Genomic DNA, 16,760 nt, shown 5'->3' on the forward strand with positions numbered 1-16,760 from the left:
TGTCGCGCGGCGCGGGGCGGCTCACAGGGTGGGCGAGCCGCTGCGCCAAGGCAAGGTCATTTTGCTGAGAAGCCTCAGTCGATCGTCGCGTCCCAGCCGGTGCAGGCGGCGCGCCGGGCGGCGTCGCCCTCGGTGTAGGCCCGCTGCCAGTCGCCGTCGCTGCACAGGGTGTCGTTCGCCGCCGGGCCGTGGATCGTGGCCGGATCGACGCCGCCGCGCATCGGCAATTCCTCTTCCTTGCCCTCGCCGAGCGCCGCGATCGCCGCGCGCAGCTTGCGCCGGTAGCGGATGATGGCGGTGTCGGTCTTGCCGAGGTGTTCCTCGGTGCGGTCCTGGATCCGCCCCATGCTCTCGACCGCCCACTGGTCGTGCACGTTGATGTCGAGCCCCATGCCCGTATAGGTCTCGCGCGCCTGTTCGTCGGGGTTGTAGCCCCAGTTGTTGCGCGCGTTCTTGAGCGGGGCGTAATCGGGAAGGCGGTGCTCCTTGAGCCGCTGCTCGCGCATCAGCGCCTTGTTCACCGGCTCGCCGTAGCTCGTGAACATCGAATACCAGTAGCAGTTTTCATCGTCGATCGGCACGTGCCACTGGGTGATGATCATCTCGCGGCTCATCGGGATGGTGATCGCCTCGGGGAAGATCTGGTTGGTCACGCGCACATGGGTGCGCCCGTCGTCGAGGTGGCGCAGGGCGATGATCCGCATGCCGAACTCGGTGTCTTCCACGCTGATCTCGGGGCGCGGATATTCGCGCAGGAGCTGCGTCATCGGGATCTCGGTGTTCGCGGCCTTGTCGCGGAACTGCTTGCCGTAGCTGTCGGCCGGGTCTTCATCCTGCAGGAAGCGGTGGAGGAAGGAGGCGTGGGCGGGGTCGATCCCCACTTCGAGCGCCTGCAGCCAGTTGCATTCCCACAGCCCCTTGAAGGCGAAGACGTGGGTATCGGGCGCGCGGAAACAATCGAAATCGGGGAAGGCGGGCGGCTCACCCGGCCCCATGTAGGCGAAGATGATGCCGTTCTTCTCCACCACCGGGTAGGCGGCGGTGCGGATGTTTTCGTGCATCCGGCTGCCCTCCGGCTCGCCCGGCTGCTCGACGCATTGGCCCTCGCGGTTGAAGTGCCAGCCGTGGAACGGGCAGCGCAAGCCGTTGTCTTCGAGCCGGCCATAGCACAGATCGACGCCGCGGTGCGGGCAGCGCCGCCCGATCAGGCCGAGCTTGCCCTCTTCGTCGCGGAACAGCACCAGATCCTCGCCCAGGAGCCGCACCGGAACCACCGGGCGCTTGCCTTCGAGTTCGTCGGCAAGCGCCGCGGGCTGCCAATAGCGGCGCATGACCTCGCCGGCAGGCGTGCCGGGGCCGGTCTTGGTGATGGTGTCGTTGAGGTCCTGGCTGATCATGGCTGTCTCTCCGCGCGTTCGAATCCAATTCCGTCGATAATCGCACAAATTGTCGCATAGGCAAGAACCTCCTGCGGTTTTCGGTCGCACTCGCGCGCGTCTTGGCGCAAAAAGGGGCAAGAGCACCGCAGGAAGGCCCGTCGAGCGCATGGAACAGGATCGCGATATCTCGCTGACCTTCATGAAGGGGCTCGCCGTGCTGCGGGTGTTCGACGAAGACCGCGCGGCGTTGACGCTGGCCGAGATCGCCCGCCAGACCGGGCTCGACCCGGCCACCGCTCGCCGTCTCGTGCTCACGCTGGTCCGGCTTGGCTACGTCCATAAACAAGGGCGAACCTTCTCCCTCACCCCCCGCGTGTTGGTGCTGGCGGCGGGGTTTCTGCGCGGGCAGGGCTTCGGCACAAGGGTTCAGCCGGTGCTCAACCGTGCCGCCGCCGGGCTTGGCCTCGGTGTATCCTTGGCGCTTCTCGATGAAGACCGGGCGCTGCTCGTGGCGCAATCGACGCTGGCCGACAGCGCGGTGACCTTCGGTTTCACCATCGGCAGCCGCCTGCCGCTCCTGCACACCGCGATGGGCCGGATGCTGCTGGCCCATGCCCCGCAAGCGCAACGGCAGCGTCTCATCGCCGAGGCCCCGCTCACCCCCCTGACCCCCGAAACCGAAACTGATCGCGCGCGGATCGCGGCGGAAATCGCCAGCACCGCTGCGCAGGGCTACGCGGTTGCGCGTGGTGGCTTCGAGGCGGGCGTGACAGGCATCGCCGTGCCGGTCGGCCCGCCCGATGATGTGCGCGCGGTGTTGGGCGTGTCCGACTTCCACGCGAGGTTCGAAGCCGAGGGCGCGGTTCTGGCCACCGTTTCCACGCTGCGCCGCGCGGCGGCGGAACTGGCGCATACGCCGCCGTTCGCGGGCGCAAGCCCCGGAAACGGCGACGTGACCTAGGCGCGCCTGTCAGGCCGGAACCGACTGTGCCGCCTGCGGGTGGGCGCGGGCCGAGGCGGTGTTGCGCCCGACGATGGCCGGGGCCTCGCGGATCAGCCGGTCATCGGTCAGGGCATGGACCATGAACAGCGCGAAGTCGGTGCGCCGGGTCAGGTTCGAAGCCAGCACCGGGTCGCCCACGTGGCGAGACCAGACCGGCAAACCCTCGCTTTCGCCTTCTTCCAGGTCGGAGCCGCGCACCACCGTCCAGAGCCTTTCGGAGCCGAAAATGCGGTTGGTGGCCTCGACCTGGTCGTTCAGATCGACGAGGCGAAGGGCCCGGGCGATCTTGCCGAAGACGGCGACGAAGGCCTTGAGCTTCCACGAGTAGCGGTCTTTGCCGTCTCGGCTGATGTGCCAGCCGCAGGAGAAGATGAGCCGCGCGCCGGGGTCGGCGAAGTCGAGCACCGCCTGGGCCGTGCCGGAGGCGTAGTTTTCGGTGCCCCAGGGCGCGAGGACGGTGAGCACGCCGTCGCAGCCTTGCACCGCTCGGGCGATCACCTCGCGGTCGTTGGTGCGGCCGGGGATGATGGTGATCCGGCCCTTGAAGCGTTCGAGCTTGTCCACGCTCTCGGGGCGGCAGACGCCCACCACCTCGTAGCCGCGGGCGAGGGCATGTTCGGTCATGTATTGGCCGAGCTTGCCGGAGATGCCGATGATGCAGATGCGTTTCATTGCTTGTTCCTTTCGAATGGAGGCGCGGGCGGTGGGGCCGCCCGCGCGGTGTGGCGTCAGGCGAAGGCCGGGGCCGGGGTGGCCGGGCGCGGGCCGCGGATGAGAAGCCACAGCGCGAAACCGACTTCCGCCAAGGTGACGATGGCGAGGAAGACGCCGGTGATTGTGGCGAGCGCCGCCGAGCCGGTCAGCACGGTGGCCGAGAGCGTGTCGAGCAGGTAGCCGACGGAGCCGAGCGTCATCGCATGGCCGAGCAGGCGCGGATAGCGGCCGGAGCGGGCGACCAGTTGGCCGAGAATGGCGAGGTGGATCGTGAAGAAGATCTGCCAGACCCAGACGCCGGCGTCGTGGACGGCGAGCATCAGGCCCGCGAGGTCGAACCGCTGCGCCTCGGACAAGCTGGCGAGCGTGCTGCCCGGATCGGCCAGCGCATAGGCGGCGGCGTGGAAGAACAGCATCGCGGCCATCACGCCCACCATCGAGAGCCGGGCCAGGGCCGCGGCGAAGGAGAGAGTGGCGTTCACCGGCTTGAACATGAAGTAGAGCATCGCGGTGGCCATGATTTCGGCGACCAGGATCACCACCTCGCCGCCGATCCCGGCTGCGTAGAGCCCGCGATTGGCGAGGATGTTGGCGAAGGTGGCTGCGGCATCGCCCGCCACCTGCAACTGCGAGGGCACCCAGAGGATGGAGAAGCCGCCGGCGATGGCGATGGTGACGTAGAAGGCGCCCGTGAGCCGGGCATATCGGCGGGACTGGGGGTCGTTGAATACATTCATTATCGTTTCCTTTCAATGGACAAGCCGGTCCCGGTCGCTCCCGCGGCCATGCGCGGGGCGTTGGAGGTGAGCCCGGTCTGGTTGAAGTCTGTCGCGGCACCCGTGGGGCACATGAGGGGTGTAGCGTGCGGGAAACCTAAATAAAATTGACCAATTTCGCCTTCGTGGTATGCAGTAATGCATGGATTGGCGATCGGTGAATTTCGACTGGAACCGCGCGCGGGCCTTTCTCGTCACCGCCGAGGAAGGCTCGCTCTCCGCGGCGGCGCGCGCCCTCGGGCTTGCCCAGCCCACGCTCGGGCGGCAGGTCGACGCACTGGAGCAGGAACTCGGCGTTGTCCTCTTCGAGCGCGTCGGGCGCGGTTTGCACCTGACGCCCGCAGGCTACGAACTGCTCGACCACGTGCGCGCGATGGGCGAGGCGGCGAGCCGGATGTCGATGACGGCCTTTGGCCAGAACGATGCGATGGAAGGCGAGGTTTCGATTTCGGCCAGCGATGCCTATGCGGCGATGGTGCTGCCACCGATCCTCGCCCGGCTGCACGCCGCCGAGCCGCATATCCGCATCGAGGTGATCGCCGCCAACGATGCCGCCGATCTTCTGCGCAGGGAGGCCGACATCGCGCTTCGGAATTTCCGCCCGCGCGAGCCCGAACTCGTGGCCCGCAAGATCCGCGATGCGACGGCGCGGTTCTACGGCACGCCCGCCTACCTCGAACGCCGGGGCCCGTTCACAAGGCCGCAAGACCTTGCCCGCGCTCAGATCATCGACCTCGATTCCAACGGCATGATGCTGGAGTGGCTCAACCGGCAGGGCCTCGGCCTCACGACGGCCAATTTCCCCTTCCGTTGCGCAAGCTACCCGGCGATGTGGGCGATGGTGAAGGAGGGCCTTGGCCTCGGTGTCATCGACGACCGTATCGGCGACGCCGACCCGGCCGTGCGACGTGCCGTGCCCGGGATCGCGCCCTTCGAGTTTCCGTTATGGCTGGTGGCGCATCGCGAGATACACCGAAACCGCCGGCTGCGCTTCGTGTTCGATTTTCTCGCCGACGCGTTGAAGGCGCCTATTCCGAAATGAAGCGACGCTGCATCTCGGCTTCCTGCCCTTCCATGAGCTTCTGCGCCGTCTCCATGTGATCGCGCATCACCAGCCGCGCGGTGTCGGCGTCGCCGATCCTGAGCGCGTCGATCAGTTCGAGCTGGAAGGCCTTGCCCTTCTCCCAAAGTTCGAGGTTCGGCGGCGAATAGAGCCGTCGGTAGACGGTGAGATCGGCCAGCATGTTCACCATGAAGTCGATCAGGAAGCCGAGCAGCGCGTTGCCGGATTGCTCGGCGAGCAGAGCGTGGAACCGCAACGAGGCCACGTGCTGCTCGCGCTCCTCGTCGAGCGTGCGCGCGGGCTCGGAATATTCGCCGATGATCGCTTCGAGCCGGCCCAGAACATCCTTCGATAGCTGCCCCGCCAGCGACGCGGCCAGTTCCGGCTCGAGCACCCGGCGGAGTTGGTAGATGTCCTTGATCGTGAGGTCCTGGAAATAGAAGTAATTGCCCAGAAGCGCCCGGGCGCGTTCCTTCGAGACCTCGTGCACGAAGGTGCCGCCGCCCGGCCCGGTGCGGCTCTTTACCAGTCCCTGCGCTTCGAGAATGCGCATCGCCTCGCGGATCGTGCCCTTGGCCATCCCGAAGCGCTCGATGAGTTCGGGCTCCGACGGCAGCCGGTCGCCCGCGCCGAAATGTTCCTGCACGATCCAGTCCTTGATCGCTTCGGCCACTTGCGCCGGACGGCTCAGCCGGGGCGTTTCAGCCTTCGAGGGGATGGTGGCAGGCGGCAAGCTGGTGCTCTCCCAACGGTCTCAGTTTCGGCTCCGCCGTGCGGCAGCGGTCGGTCGCGCGCGGGCAGCGGGTGACGAAGGCGCAGCCGGGCGGCGGGTTCAGCGGATCGGGCAGTTCACTGTCCTTCTGCTCGGGGGCCTTGAGCGGCCGCCCGACAACCGGGGCGCTGTCTGCCAGGAGCTTCGTATAGGGGTGACGGGGGGTTTTGAAAACCTCCCTGGCCGGTCCGATCTCGACCACGGTGCCGAAGTAGAGCACGAGGATCCGGTCCGATACCGCCTCGACCACGGCGAGATCGTGGGAGATGAACAGGTAGGTGAGGTTGAACTCGCTCTTGAGATCCGCCAGCAGGTTCAGCACCTGCGCCTGCACCGAAACGTCGAGCGCCGAGACCGGCTCGTCGAGGATGATGATCCGGGGCGCCGCGGCCAGCGCCCGGGCGACGCCGATGCGCTGCGCCTGCCCGCCGGAAAACTCGTGCGGATAGCGGTCGAGGAAATCCTCGCGCAGGTTCACGCTGGCGAAGATCTCGCGGATGCGCGCGGCGCGTTCCTCGCGGTCCATGCCGTAGAGCCGTTTCAATGGCGCTTCCATGATCTGGCGGATCGTCTTGCGCGGGTTGAGCGAGGAGACCGGATCCTGAAAGACATACTGGATCAACTTGCCGAAGGCGGCCGGATCGGCGTTGTCGAGCGGCTTGCCCTCGATCTCGATCCGCCCGGTGGTCGGTTCGAGCAGGCCCACCAGCATCCGCGCCAGCGTGGACTTGCCGCAGCCCGATTCGCCGACGATCCCCAGAGTCTCTCCCTCGGCCACCTCGAACGACATCGGCCGCACCGCGCGCACCGCGGTTTTCGGCGCGCGGAACAGCCCGCCGCCAACCGGGAAGGTCTTTGAAAGATCGGTCACCTTCAGGGCGGTCATGCCAATTCCTCCTCGGGGTCGATACAGCGCACGGTGTGGGTTTCGGTGCCCGCGAGCGGTATCTCGCCCGCGCGGCAGGCCTCGGTCGCCTTTTCGCAGCGCGGAGCGAAGGCGCAGCCGGGCGGCAACTCGTGCACCACCGGCGGCAGACCGGGGATCGCCTCGAGCCGGCGCTTGCCGCCGCCGAGTTCGGGCACGCAGGCCATGAGCTTCTTGGTATAGGGGTGTGCGGGGTGTTCGAGAATGGTCTCGGTCGGACCTTCCTCGACGATCCGGCCGCCATACATCACCGCCACCCGGTCGCACAATTGCGCCACCACGCCGAAATCATGGGTGATGAAGATGATCGCCAGCCCCCGTTCACGGCGCAGATCGTCGAGCAGGCTCAGGATCTGCGCCTGCACCGTGACGTCGAGCGCCGTGGTGGGTTCGTCGGCGATGATCACGTCGGGATCGTTGGCGAGCGCCATGGCGATGCCGACCCGCTGCCGCATGCCGCCCGACATCTCGTGCGGATAGTTGTGAATGCGGCTCTCGGGGTTCGGGATGCGCACGGATTTCAGAAGCTCGATCGCCTCGGCGCGCGCTTGCGTCTCGGGCACCCGGTTGTGGGCCTGGATCGCCTCGATCAGCTGATCGCCCACGCGGTAGAGCGGGTGGAGCGTGCTGAGCGGGTCCTGGAAGATATAGGCGACGTTCTGGCCACGCTTGGCGCGCAGGCTGTCGTAGCTCGCCGCCAGCAGGTCTTCACCAGCGTAGCGCACCGCGCCGCCGGTGATCACGCCGGGCGGCGAGGCGACCAGCCCCATCACGCTGAGCGCCGTCACCGACTTGCCCGATCCCGATTCGCCGATCAGCCCGATCGCCTCGCCCGGGTTCACGTGCAGCGAAACCCGGTTGACCGCGCGGTAGATGCGCGGGCCGACATGGAATTGCGTCTCCAGCTCCTGGATGTTGAGCAATCCCTTCTGGTCGGCGCGCGGCACGTTGCCGCGACGGTCGACGAGGGTGACGGCGCGCGGCCGGGTGAGGGCGCCCGAGCGCAGCCGCGGATCGAGCGCGTCGCGCACGCCGTCGCCCAGCAGGTTGATGCTCATCACGATCAGGAAGATCATCACCCCGGGCACGATCGAGGTGTGCGGCGCGGTGATCAACGCCGAGCGCGCCTCGCCCAGCATCGAGCCGAGGTCGGCCTGCGGCGGCTGGCTGCCGAGGCCGAGAAAGGAAAGGCCGGCGGTTTCGAGGATCATCCAGCCAACGGTGGTCGACATCGCGATCACGATGGTCGAGGCGACGTTGGGCAGAAGTTCCGTGAGGATGATGCGGCCGTGGCCCATGCCCGCAAGCCGGGCGGCGTCGACGAACTCGCGCCCGGCCAGTCCCACGGTCACGCCGCGGATGTTTCGGGCGAAGAACGGGATGTTGACGGCGGCCACCGCGATCAGCGCGTTGACCAGTCCGGGCCCGAGGGCCGCGACGATGGCGAGCGCGAGCAGGATGTAGGGAAAGGCCATCAGCATGTCGACGGCGCGCATGATCACGTTGTCGGTGCGCCCGCCGAAGTAACCCGCGATGATGCCGATGGCGGAGCCGATCGAGGCGGCGATCAGGGCGGCGAAGATGCCCACGGCGAGCGAAAGCCGCGTGCCCCAGAGCAGCCGCGACAGCAGGTCTCGGCCGAGGTGATCTGTGCCGAGCAGGTGGCCCTCGCTGAACGGCCGCTTGAAGCGGTCGGCAGTGGAGATCGCGTCGGGATCGGCGAGGGGCAGGATCGGCGTGATCACCGCGAGGATCAGGATCGCGGAGAGCACCACCGCGCCCATCGCCGCCAGCCGGTTGCGGAACAACAGCTTGAGGAAGGAGATCATGTCTTGATCCTCGGATCGAGCAGCGATTGCGCCACGTCCACCACGATGTTGAAGAATACGTAGCAGGCGGCAACGAAGACGACGCCGCCCTGCACCAGCAGGAGGTCGCGCTTGAGGATCGCGTCCACCAGCATCCGGCCCACGCCGGGCCACTGGAACACGATCTCGATGTAGACGGACCCCGACAGAACGAAACCCGCCTGGATGCCGAGAACCGGAATGATCGACACCATCGCCGCGCGCAGGGCATGGCCCATGATCACCCGGCGCTCGTCAACGCCCTTGGCGCGTGCGGTGCGGATGTAGTCCTGCCGGAGCACTTCGAGCATCGCCGAACGGCTGAGGCGGGCGATCACCCCGGTGGCCACCACCGCCAGCGCCGAGGCGGGCATGATCAAGTGGCGCAGAAGATCGGGCAGGTCGCCGCCGCCATAGATCGCGTACATGCCCGAAACCGGCAGCCAGCGCAGGTTCACCGCGAACAAGAGAATCATCATCATGCCGAGGAAGAACGAGGGCACCGAGATGCCGATGATCACGGTGAAGGTGATGAGCTTGTCGGCGAGCCCGTATTGCCGCGCCGCGGAGACGACCCCGGCCAGGATGCCGAGCACCGAGGCGAGCACGAAACTGACCCCGGCGAGCACCAGCGTGGCGTTGAACCGGTCGAGGATCTCGTCGAGCACGGGCCGGTTGAGGCTGAACGAGCGGCCGAAATCGCCGGTCAGCATGTTGCCGAGCCAGATGAAGTAGCGATTGACCAGCGGTTGATCGAGGCCGAGGTCTCGGTTGATCTTGGCCACGTTCTCGGGCGTGGCGTAGCTGCCGAGGATCGCGGTGGCCGGGTCGCCGGGGATCATCGCCATGATCAGGAACACGATCACGGTAATGCCGAGCAGCACCGGGATCGCGGACAGAAGTCGTTTCAGGATATAGGCGCCCATGGCACTCCCCCCCCGGTGTCGAAAAGGCGTCCCCCCCTTCTTGGGTCTGAAAATACCTCGGGGGGCGCGGGGGGCAGCGCCCCCCGCATGGGTCGGGCCGCCGAAAGGCGGCCCGAAACCGTTCAGTTCTTCACCACGTCACGCAGCAGCAGCAGGAACGAGGGCTCGAGGCCGAAGTTCTCCACCTTGTCGCTGGTCACGGCGTTCTGCTTCCAGTTCGCCACGAAGACCCAGGGCGCGTCCTCCTGCACGATCGCCTGCATCTCCTTGTAGAGCTCGGCACGGCGGCCCTGATCGGTGGCGACGCGCGCCTCTTCGAGCAGGGCGTCGACTTCCGGGTTGGAGTAGTAGCCAGAGTTGAAGCCGCCGGCCTCCGGCCAGGCCTCGGTGCGCAGCGCGAGGAAGGGCAGGGTGTCGGGGTCGTTGGTCATCCAGGCCATTTCGGCCATGTCCGCCTTGCCCTCGAGTCCGGGGTTCACCTCTCCGAGGAAGGTGTTCCACTCGTAGGTTTCGATCTTCACATCGAGCCCCACGGCCTTCAGATCGGCCTGGATCGCGGTGCCCATCGGGATCGGATCGAGCATGCCCGAGCCGCCTTCGGTGACGTAGAAGGTCAGCTCCGCACCCTCGGCCCCGGCCTCGGCGAGCAGCTCGCGCGCGCGCGCTGGGTCGTAGGGGTAGGGATCGAGATCCTCGTTGTAGGCCCAGGCGAACGCGGGCGGGATCGGCCCGGCAGCCACGTCGGCGGTGCCTTCCAGCACGTCGTTCACGATCGCTTCCTTGTTGATCGCGTAGTTCGCGGCCTGGCGCACGCGCTTGTCGGCGAACGGGCCTTCCTTGGCGTTCAGGATCAGGAACCAGACGTGCGGCCCGGCCTGTTCGACGATGGTGAAATCCGTGCCCTCGAACTCGCTGAGCGCGGTCGGCGGCACTTCCACCATCATGTCGATGCCACCGGCGAGCATCTCGGCGACGCGGGTGTTGGCGTCGGTGATCGGGCGGAACACCACGGCGTCGGTGCCGGCGGGTTCACCCCAGTAATCGTCGTTCTTCTCGATCACCACCGCCTCGTTCGAGCGCCACTCGGCGAACTTGAACGGCCCGGTGCCGGCCGGGTTGCGGCCGAAGTCGGCGCCGTGGGCTTCGACGGCGGCGGGCGACACCATCAGCCCGGTCGGGTAGGCGAGGTTCGACAGGAACGGCGCGTAGGGTTCGTTGAGCGTGAACTGCACGGTCAGGTCATCCACCACGGTGGTTTCCTGCACCGCCGAGAAGAAGAAGGCGAGCGGGAAGGGCCCGGTGTCGTGGTAGGGGTGATCCTCGTTCAGCATCCGGTCGAAGTTGAACTTCACCGCCTCGGCATTGAACGGCGTGCCGTCGTGGAACGTCACGCCCTCGCGCAGGTTGAAGGTGTAGACGGTGCCGTCTTCGGAAACGTCCCAGCTCTCGGCAAGGGCCGGCGCCACTTCCAGCGTGCCGGGCGCATATTGCAAGAGGCCCTCGTAGAGGTTCACGAGGATGCGGAAATCATTCACCGCGGTCACCGCCGCCGGGTCAAGCGATTTCGGCTCGGCGATCTGGCCCACGATGAGCACGCCGGGCGGGGTCTGTGCCAGCGCCGGCGCGCCGAGGCTCGCCGCCATCGCCATCCCGGCAGCGGCCGCGAACAGGCTGCGCCGCGTCCATTCAATCGGTTTCATGTCAGGCTCTCCCAGTTGGTTTGGATGGCCGATAATTATCATGATTAATTGTTTCGGTCAATTTTTCATGATAGATGGAAAGAAGTGAATTTTGGAGGAGACATGACCTTTTCACTTCTTGCCCGCGATCCCGAGACCGGCGCCATCGGTGGCGCCGCGGCGACGGGCAGCCTGTGCGTCGGCGGCTGGGTTCTGCGTGGCAGCCTCGCCGGCGGGATGAGCGCGAGCCAGGGCATGGCACCCTCCACCTTCTGGGGCGAGGATGTGCTCGACCTGATGGCTTCCGGACACAATGCGAAAAAGGCGATCGAAGCCGTGACAGGCCCGGATTCCGGCCGGGCCCAGCGCCAGTTGGCGGCGCTGCCGCTGGAAGGTCCGGGCGCGGTGTTCACCGGCGCCGAAAACACGCCCACGCGGGCAGAGCGCGTGTTCGATGGCGGTGTGGCGGCGGGCAACATGCTGGCGGGTCCGGAGGTGATCGAGGCGCTGGTCGATGGCTTCCTCGCGGCGACGGGCAGTTTTTCCGAACGCCTGCTCGCGGGGCTGCGCGCGGCTGATTCGGCAGGGAGCGATTCGCGCGGGTTGATGTCGGCGGCGCTTCTGGTGCTGTCGCCCTCGCATGCGCCGCTCACCCTACGGGTGGATTACGCGGAAGATCCGTTGGACGCGCTTGGCGAGCTGCACACCCGCGCCACCACCGGCGATTACGGCAAATGGGCGCGGCAGGTGCCCGCGCTGGAAAACCCGGAGCGCACCTATGAAGGCTGACCGCGACTGGGGCGCGCACGCCGCCGCGCGCCTGGCCGAGCTGGCCGAGGTATCTGAACCCGGCCCGGGCGTCACCCGGTTGCCGTTCACGCCCGAGCATGGCCGGGCGCTGGACATCCTCAAGGGCTGGATGGCCGAGGTCGGGCTCGAGGTCCACCTCGATGCGGCCGGAACCCTGATCGGCCGCCGCGAAGGCCCGCCCGGCGCGCCCACCTTCCTGATCGGGTCGCACCAGGACAGCGTGCGGGAAGGCGGTGCGTTCGATGGGATCATGGGCGTGGTGCTGCCGATCCTCGCGCTCGAAAAGCTTCGCGACGAGGGCGTGGATCTGCCCTTCGCCGTCGAGGTTCTGGCTTTCGCCGATGAGGAGGGCGTGCGCTTTCCCACCGCGCTGATCGGGCCGCGGGCGCTCGCGGGCACCTTCGACCCTGCGGTGCTCGAGATGAAAGACGCCGCCGGTATCCGCCTGCGCGACGCGATGCGCAGCTTCGGGCTCGACCCGAGCGCAATCCCGGCGCTCAAGCGCGATCCGGCCGGGATCATCGGCTATCTCGAAGCGCATATCGAGCAAGGCCCGGTGCTGGAGGCGGAAGGCGAGGCGCTGGGCGTGGTCACCGCGATCTGCGGCATCGAGCGCCATCCGGTGGTGCTCACCGGCGAAACCGGGCACGCGGGCACGTTGCCCATGCACATGCGCCGCGACGCGCTGGTGGGGGCGGCGGCGCTGGTCGGCGAAGTCGACCGGATGGCGCGCGCCGAGCCGGGGCTGCTGGGAACTGTGGGCACGCTGTCGGTGCTCCCGGGGGCGGTGAACGCGGTGCCGCGCGAGGCGCGCCTCACGGTGGAACTGCGCGCGCCCGAAGACGCGGTGCGCGAGCGGGCCGGGCAGGATCTGAAAGATTTCGCGCAACGGATGGCGGCCGAACGCGGCCTCGGGATAGACATGCACCGCAGTTATCACCAGCCTGCCGCGCCCTGCGACCAGGCGTTATCGTGCATCCTTGCGGAGGCGGTGCGCGCCACCGGCGGCCGGGGCCTGGCGCTGCCATCGGGGGCCACACACGATGCCTCCGCGATGGCCGACCTTTGCCCGATCGCCATGCTGTTCCTGCGCTGCGCCAACGGCGTGAGCCACCGCCCGGAAGAACATGCCACGGCGGCGGACATGGGCCGGGCCATCGACGCGATCGCCGCATTCCTGGGAAGCCTCGAGCCTGCGCCCGTCACGGTCTGAAGGCCCGACTCGGCGGTTTCGCGAAGGCACAAGACCAGCGACCGCGCTGGCGCTTCCGATCCCGGAAGCGGGGCGCTGTCATCTCCCGTTCAAAAAAGGGCCGGAGCACGCGGCCCCGGCCAGTCCTTCAGGGAGAACGAAACTGTCAGTGCGCCATCAGCACCGGAACCTGCGAAAGCTCCAGCATGTTGCGCGTTGCGCCTCCGAGGATCGATTCCCGGAACCGCGAATGGCCGTAGGCCCCCATCACGATGAGGTCCGCGTCGATATCCCCGGCATGGCGCGTCAACACGTCACAGACGCGGGGCATCGTCTTCGAAAGCACCGAAACCTCGGGGCGCACCCCGTGGCGGCTGAGCATCTGGCTCAGTGAGCCGCCCGGGTCGGACCGCTCCGGCCCGTGCTGGGGCGGATCGACGATGGCGATGTTGACGTTCTCGGCGCGCTGCAGCAGCGGCAGCGCGGCGCGAACCGCGCGCAACGCCTCGTTGCTTTCATTCCACGCGACGAGAACGGTGTTGATCTGTTCGGGCAGATCGGTGTCGTCGGGCTGGATCAGAACCGGCACATCGCCGTCGAACATCGCCGCCTCGGTGATCGCCTCGCAATCGTGGCCGCGGCCCTGGCCGTAGGGGCGCGAGAGCACGACGAGATCGGAAAACCGGGTGCGGTGCGCGACGAGCCCGTTCAGGGCCACCATCTGCGCCGATATTCCGGTTGCCGACCAATTGAAGTCGGCGCCTTGCAGCATTTCACGGGCGAAAGCCTCGAGCCTTGTCGAATCCTCCCGTGCCTGGGTGAGATTGTCCTGAACGACCATTGCGTTTGCACCGGCATAGTAGAACCCCGGTTGCGTACGGTCGAGGCCGAGGCAAAGCACGTCGAGATGCGCGTCCTCGCGGCGGGCGAGATCCATCGCCGCCTTCAGAGCCGACGCGTTCAGGTCGGGGTCGGTCAGGATCGTGGTGATTGTCCGGAAGGCCATAGCGAGCCCCTTCTTCGTTTAGTTCATTCGCCACGGTGTTTCGTGACGGCTGGCGGAAATCGTGCACCCGGCAGCCCCCGGTTTCCTTGACATGGGTCAATCTCCGCGCGGACTGCGCCGGAAGTCGCGCCCCGCGGTTCAAGGAGGTGCGGCGACAGGGCGCGGGGAGGAACACGAAATTGACATGGATCAAAGCGGTGCTGGAGGTTACCGTCCAAACCCGCGAAAGTCGACAAGTGTCCCCACGCTCGAAGTGTATGCGCAGTGGGGAGCTGGATAAGACAAAGGGACGTGAAATGTGGGATTACTTCAAACTTGTGGTATTCGGTCTGCTCGCTGTGCTGACCCTCTACCTCGCGAGTGAAGCCCGAGACCTGGCCTATCTGGTCGCGGCTCTCATCGGGTTTCTGAGCGCCGTCGTGGCGTTCATCGTTACGCTACGGCAGATGGGTGGCGAACTGGCACCCAAGACCGGATACATGGACGGGCCAGTAAGGATCGGCGTGATCCTGACGGCGTTCTGGGGCGTGGTCGGCTTTCTGGTCGGCACATGGATCGCTTTCCAGCTGGCCTTCCCGCAACTCAATTTCGGCTGGGCGGAAGGTTACCTCAACTTCGGGCGCCTGCGCCCGCTGCACACCTCGGCGGTGATCTTTGCTTTCGGCGGCACCGGCCTTCTCGCCACCTCGTTCTACGTGGTCCAGCGCACCACCGGCGCACGGCTCTGGAATGATTCCCTCGCGTGGTTCGTGTTCTGGGGCTACCAGATCACCATCCTTCTCGCGGCGACGGGCTACGTGCTCGGTGCCACCCAAGGCAAGGAATACGCCGAGTTCGAATGGTACGTCGACTGGTGGCTCACCATCGTCTGGGTCGGCTATCTCCTGCTCTACATGGGCACGCTGATGAAGCGCAAGGAACCCCACATCTACGTGGCCAACTGGTTCTACCTGTCGTTCATCATCACCATCGCCATGCTGCACGTGGTCAACAACCTGTCGATCCCGGTGTCGCTGTTCGGCTCCAAGTCGGTTCAGGTCTTCGCCGGTGTGCAGGACGCCATGACGCAGTGGTGGTATGGCCACAACGCCGTCGGCTTCTTCCTGACCGCGGGCTTCCTCGGCATGATGTATTACTTCGTGCCGAAGCAGGCCGAGCGCCCGGTGTTCTCCTACAAGCTGTCGATCATCCACTTCTGGGCGCTGATCTTCATCTACATCTGGGCCGGTCCGCACCACCTGCACTACACCGCGCTGCCGGACTGGGCCTCGACCCTCGGCATGGTGTTCTCGGTGATCCTGTGGATGCCCTCCTGGGGCGGCATGATCAACGGCCTGATGACGCTCTCGGGCGCCTGGGACAAGCTTCGCACCGATCCGGTCATCCGGATGATGGTTGTTTCGGTCGGTTTCTACGGCATGTCGACCTTCGAAGGCCCGATGATGTCGATCAAGGCGGTGAACTCGCTCTCGCACTACACCGACTGGACGATCGGCCACGTGCACTCGGGTGCGCTCGGCTGGAACGGCATGATCACCTTCGGCGCGCTCTACTTCCTGTTCCCGCGCCTGTGGAACAAGACGGGCCTCTACTCGCTCCGTCTCGTTTCCTGGCACTTCTGGCTCGCCACCATCGGCATCGTGCTCTACGCCGCGTCGATGTGGGTGACCGGGATCATGGAAGGCCTGATGTGGCGCGAAGTCGATGCGCAGGGCTTCCTCGTGAACTCCTTCGCCGACACCGTGGCGGCCAAGTTCCCGATGTATGTGGTGCGTGGCACCGGTGGTATTCTCTACCTCACCGGCGCGATCATCATGGCCTACAACCTTTGGATGACCGTTGTTCGGGCACCGGCTGCACGGCCGGCGACCGCCGCGGCACCGGCTGAATAAGGAGGGCCGGACAGATGGCACTTATAGACAAACACGTCATCCTCGAGAAGAACGTCACGCTTCTGCTGATCTTCTCGCTCCTGGTTGTGAGCGTGGGCGGCATCGTCCAGATCGCGCCGCTGTTCTACCTCGAGAACACGATCGAGGACGTAGAGGGCGTGCGCCCCTACTCCCCGCTCGAGCTCACGGGCCGGAATATCTATATCCGCGAGGGCTGCTATGTCTGCCACTCGCAGATGATCCGGCCCATGCGCGACGAGGTGGAGCGCTACGGCCATTACTCGCTGGCGGCGGAGTCGATGTACGACCACCCGTTCCAGTGGGGCTCGAAGCGGACGGGGCCCGACCTCGCCCGCGTCGGGGGCCGCTACTCGGACGAATGGCACGTGGACCACATGATGGATCCGCAATCCGTCGTGCCGGAATCGGTGATGCCGAAGTATGCCTTCCTGATGAACCGGGTGATCTCGCCCGACAGCACCTTCGTCGAGGATACCATGGCGACCAACCGTTTCGTGGGCGTGCCCTACACTGACGAGCAGATGGAAATGGCCGTGGCGGACTTCTGGAGCCAGGTCGATCCGAACGGGAACATCTTCGCGGATGCCGACCCGGACGCCCTGCTTGAACGGTACCCGGGCGCGCAGACGCGCAACTTCGACGGACAGCCCGAAGTCACCGAGATGGACGCGATCATCGCCTATCTGCAGGTGCTGGGCACGATGGTCGATTTCTCGACCTTCGAACCTGTTGCAAGCCGTTAAGGGAGAGGTGTG

15 protein-coding genes are annotated in these 16,760 nt (G+C 66.5%); 6 read left to right on the forward strand and 9 right to left on the reverse strand.

Annotated elements, in window-relative coordinates; translation table 11 throughout:
• Positions 1-74: 74 nt before the first annotated feature.
• Positions 75-1,397, reverse strand: coding sequence for an aromatic ring-hydroxylating dioxygenase subunit alpha (locus IEW01_RS03700; protein WP_188526234.1), 1,323 nt, complete (start codon positions 1,395-1,397; stop codon positions 75-77).
• A 148-nt stretch (positions 1,398-1,545) separates the two neighbouring features.
• On the opposite strand from IEW01_RS03700, the gene IEW01_RS03705 reads away from it, so the two are divergent.
• Complete coding sequence (locus IEW01_RS03705) at positions 1,546-2,340, forward strand: IclR family transcriptional regulator (RefSeq protein WP_188526235.1); 795 nt, start codon at positions 1,546-1,548, stop codon at positions 2,338-2,340.
• Positions 2,341-2,349: 9 nt separating this feature from the next.
• Here the strand turns inward: IEW01_RS03705 and IEW01_RS03710 are convergent, their stop codons facing one another.
• Positions 2,350-3,054 carry an NAD(P)-dependent oxidoreductase gene (locus IEW01_RS03710; RefSeq protein ID WP_188526236.1) on the reverse strand — a complete coding sequence of 235 codons (705 nt, stop codon included), beginning with the start codon at positions 3,052-3,054 and terminating at the stop codon, positions 2,350-2,352.
• 56 nt (positions 3,055-3,110) lie between these two features.
• Positions 3,111-3,833, reverse strand: a complete 723-nt coding sequence (locus IEW01_RS03715) for a DUF4386 domain-containing protein (protein WP_188526237.1) — start codon at positions 3,831-3,833, stop codon at positions 3,111-3,113.
• A 181-nt stretch (positions 3,834-4,014) separates the two neighbouring features.
• On the opposite strand from IEW01_RS03715, the gene IEW01_RS03720 reads away from it, so the two are divergent.
• Complete coding sequence (locus IEW01_RS03720) at positions 4,015-4,914, forward strand: LysR family transcriptional regulator (protein WP_188526238.1); 900 nt, start codon at positions 4,015-4,017, stop codon at positions 4,912-4,914.
• On the opposite strand, the gene IEW01_RS03725 is transcribed toward IEW01_RS03720, so the two are convergent.
• From IEW01_RS03725 to IEW01_RS03745, 5 genes are all read right to left on the reverse strand, one after another.
• Positions 4,901-5,668 (reverse strand): FadR/GntR family transcriptional regulator, encoded by a 768-nt coding sequence (locus tag IEW01_RS03725; RefSeq protein WP_188526239.1) that lies wholly within the window; start codon positions 5,666-5,668, stop codon positions 4,901-4,903. The genes IEW01_RS03720 and IEW01_RS03725 overlap by 14 nt on opposite strands.
• Positions 5,637-6,593 carry an ABC transporter ATP-binding protein gene (locus IEW01_RS03730; protein WP_188526240.1) on the reverse strand — a complete coding sequence of 319 codons (957 nt, stop codon included), beginning with the start codon at positions 6,591-6,593 and terminating at the stop codon, positions 5,637-5,639. Before IEW01_RS03730 ends, IEW01_RS03725 begins: the two co-directional genes overlap by 32 nt.
• Positions 6,590-8,461 carry a dipeptide/oligopeptide/nickel ABC transporter permease/ATP-binding protein gene (locus tag IEW01_RS03735; RefSeq protein ID WP_188526241.1) on the reverse strand — a complete coding sequence of 624 codons (1,872 nt, stop codon included), beginning with the start codon at positions 8,459-8,461 and terminating at the stop codon, positions 6,590-6,592. The genes IEW01_RS03730 and IEW01_RS03735 overlap by 4 nt, the downstream gene beginning before the upstream one ends.
• Entirely contained in the window at positions 8,458-9,405 is a 948-nt protein-coding gene (locus tag IEW01_RS03740) for an ABC transporter permease (protein ID WP_188526242.1), read from the reverse strand. The genes IEW01_RS03735 and IEW01_RS03740 overlap by 4 nt, the downstream gene beginning before the upstream one ends.
• A 122-nt stretch (positions 9,406-9,527) precedes the next feature.
• Positions 9,528-11,105 (reverse strand): ABC transporter substrate-binding protein, encoded by a 1,578-nt coding sequence (locus IEW01_RS03745; protein WP_188526243.1) that lies wholly within the window; start codon positions 11,103-11,105, stop codon positions 9,528-9,530.
• A gap of 102 nt (positions 11,106-11,207) precedes the next feature.
• On the opposite strand from IEW01_RS03745, the gene IEW01_RS03750 reads away from it, so the two are divergent.
• Positions 11,208-11,873 carry a DUF1028 domain-containing protein gene (locus tag IEW01_RS03750; protein WP_188526244.1) on the forward strand — a complete coding sequence of 222 codons (666 nt, stop codon included), beginning with the start codon at positions 11,208-11,210 and terminating at the stop codon, positions 11,871-11,873.
• Positions 11,863-13,107, forward strand: a complete 1,245-nt coding sequence (locus tag IEW01_RS03755; RefSeq protein ID WP_188526245.1) for a M20 family metallo-hydrolase — start codon at positions 11,863-11,865, stop codon at positions 13,105-13,107. The genes IEW01_RS03750 and IEW01_RS03755 overlap by 11 nt, the downstream gene beginning before the upstream one ends.
• Positions 13,108-13,252: 145 nt before the next feature.
• Here the strand turns inward: IEW01_RS03755 and IEW01_RS03760 are convergent, their stop codons facing one another.
• Positions 13,253-14,092 carry a universal stress protein gene (locus tag IEW01_RS03760; RefSeq protein ID WP_188526246.1) on the reverse strand — a complete coding sequence of 280 codons (840 nt, stop codon included), beginning with the start codon at positions 14,090-14,092 and terminating at the stop codon, positions 13,253-13,255.
• Between the two features lie 296 nt (positions 14,093-14,388).
• Between IEW01_RS03760 and ccoN the strand changes: the two genes are divergently transcribed.
• Both ccoN and ccoO read left to right on the forward strand, forming a co-directional pair.
• Positions 14,389-15,984, forward strand: a complete 1,596-nt coding sequence (ccoN, locus tag IEW01_RS03765) for a cytochrome-c oxidase, cbb3-type subunit I (protein WP_188526247.1) — start codon at positions 14,389-14,391, stop codon at positions 15,982-15,984.
• A 14-nt stretch (positions 15,985-15,998) separates the two neighbouring features.
• Positions 15,999-16,748 (forward strand): cytochrome-c oxidase, cbb3-type subunit II, encoded by a 750-nt coding sequence (ccoO, locus tag IEW01_RS03770; RefSeq protein ID WP_188526248.1) that lies wholly within the window; start codon positions 15,999-16,001, stop codon positions 16,746-16,748.
• The last annotated feature ends 12 nt before the right edge of the window (positions 16,749-16,760 follow it).

The sequence above is a fragment of the Sinisalibacter lacisalsi genome (assembly GCF_014640115.1).
In the GTDB taxonomy this organism is placed as follows: Bacteria; Pseudomonadota; Alphaproteobacteria; order Rhodobacterales; family Rhodobacteraceae; genus Sinisalibacter; species Sinisalibacter lacisalsi.

What these genes read in the sequence shown, in the direction of transcription:
- IEW01_RS03700 (WP_188526234.1), bottom strand. Translation starts at nt 1,397, where the DNA reads ATGATCAGCCAGGACCTCAACGACACCATCACCAAGACCGGCCCCGGC.
- IEW01_RS03705 (WP_188526235.1), top strand. Translation starts at nt 1,546, where the DNA reads ATGGAACAGGATCGCGATATCTCGCTGACCTTCATGAAGGGGCTCGCC.
- IEW01_RS03710 (WP_188526236.1), bottom strand. Translation starts at nt 3,054, where the DNA reads ATGAAACGCATCTGCATCATCGGCATCTCCGGCAAGCTCGGCCAATAC.
- IEW01_RS03715 (WP_188526237.1), bottom strand. Translation starts at nt 3,833, where the DNA reads ATGAATGTATTCAACGACCCCCAGTCCCGCCGATATGCCCGGCTCACG.
- IEW01_RS03720 (WP_188526238.1), top strand. Translation starts at nt 4,015, where the DNA reads ATGGATTGGCGATCGGTGAATTTCGACTGGAACCGCGCGCGGGCCTTT.
- IEW01_RS03730 (WP_188526240.1), bottom strand. Translation starts at nt 6,593, where the DNA reads ATGACCGCCCTGAAGGTGACCGATCTTTCAAAGACCTTCCCGGTTGGC.
- IEW01_RS03735 (WP_188526241.1), bottom strand. Translation starts at nt 8,461, where the DNA reads ATGATCTCCTTCCTCAAGCTGTTGTTCCGCAACCGGCTGGCGGCGATG.
- IEW01_RS03740 (WP_188526242.1), bottom strand. Translation starts at nt 9,405, where the DNA reads ATGGGCGCCTATATCCTGAAACGACTTCTGTCCGCGATCCCGGTGCTG.
- IEW01_RS03745 (WP_188526243.1), bottom strand. Translation starts at nt 11,105, where the DNA reads ATGAAACCGATTGAATGGACGCGGCGCAGCCTGTTCGCGGCCGCTGCC.
- IEW01_RS03750 (WP_188526244.1), top strand. Translation starts at nt 11,208, where the DNA reads ATGACCTTTTCACTTCTTGCCCGCGATCCCGAGACCGGCGCCATCGGT.
- IEW01_RS03755 (WP_188526245.1), top strand. Translation starts at nt 11,863, where the DNA reads ATGAAGGCTGACCGCGACTGGGGCGCGCACGCCGCCGCGCGCCTGGCC.
- IEW01_RS03760 (WP_188526246.1), bottom strand. Translation starts at nt 14,092, where the DNA reads ATGGCCTTCCGGACAATCACCACGATCCTGACCGACCCCGACCTGAAC.
- ccoN (WP_188526247.1), top strand. Translation starts at nt 14,389, where the DNA reads ATGTGGGATTACTTCAAACTTGTGGTATTCGGTCTGCTCGCTGTGCTG.
- ccoO (WP_188526248.1), top strand. Translation starts at nt 15,999, where the DNA reads ATGGCACTTATAGACAAACACGTCATCCTCGAGAAGAACGTCACGCTT.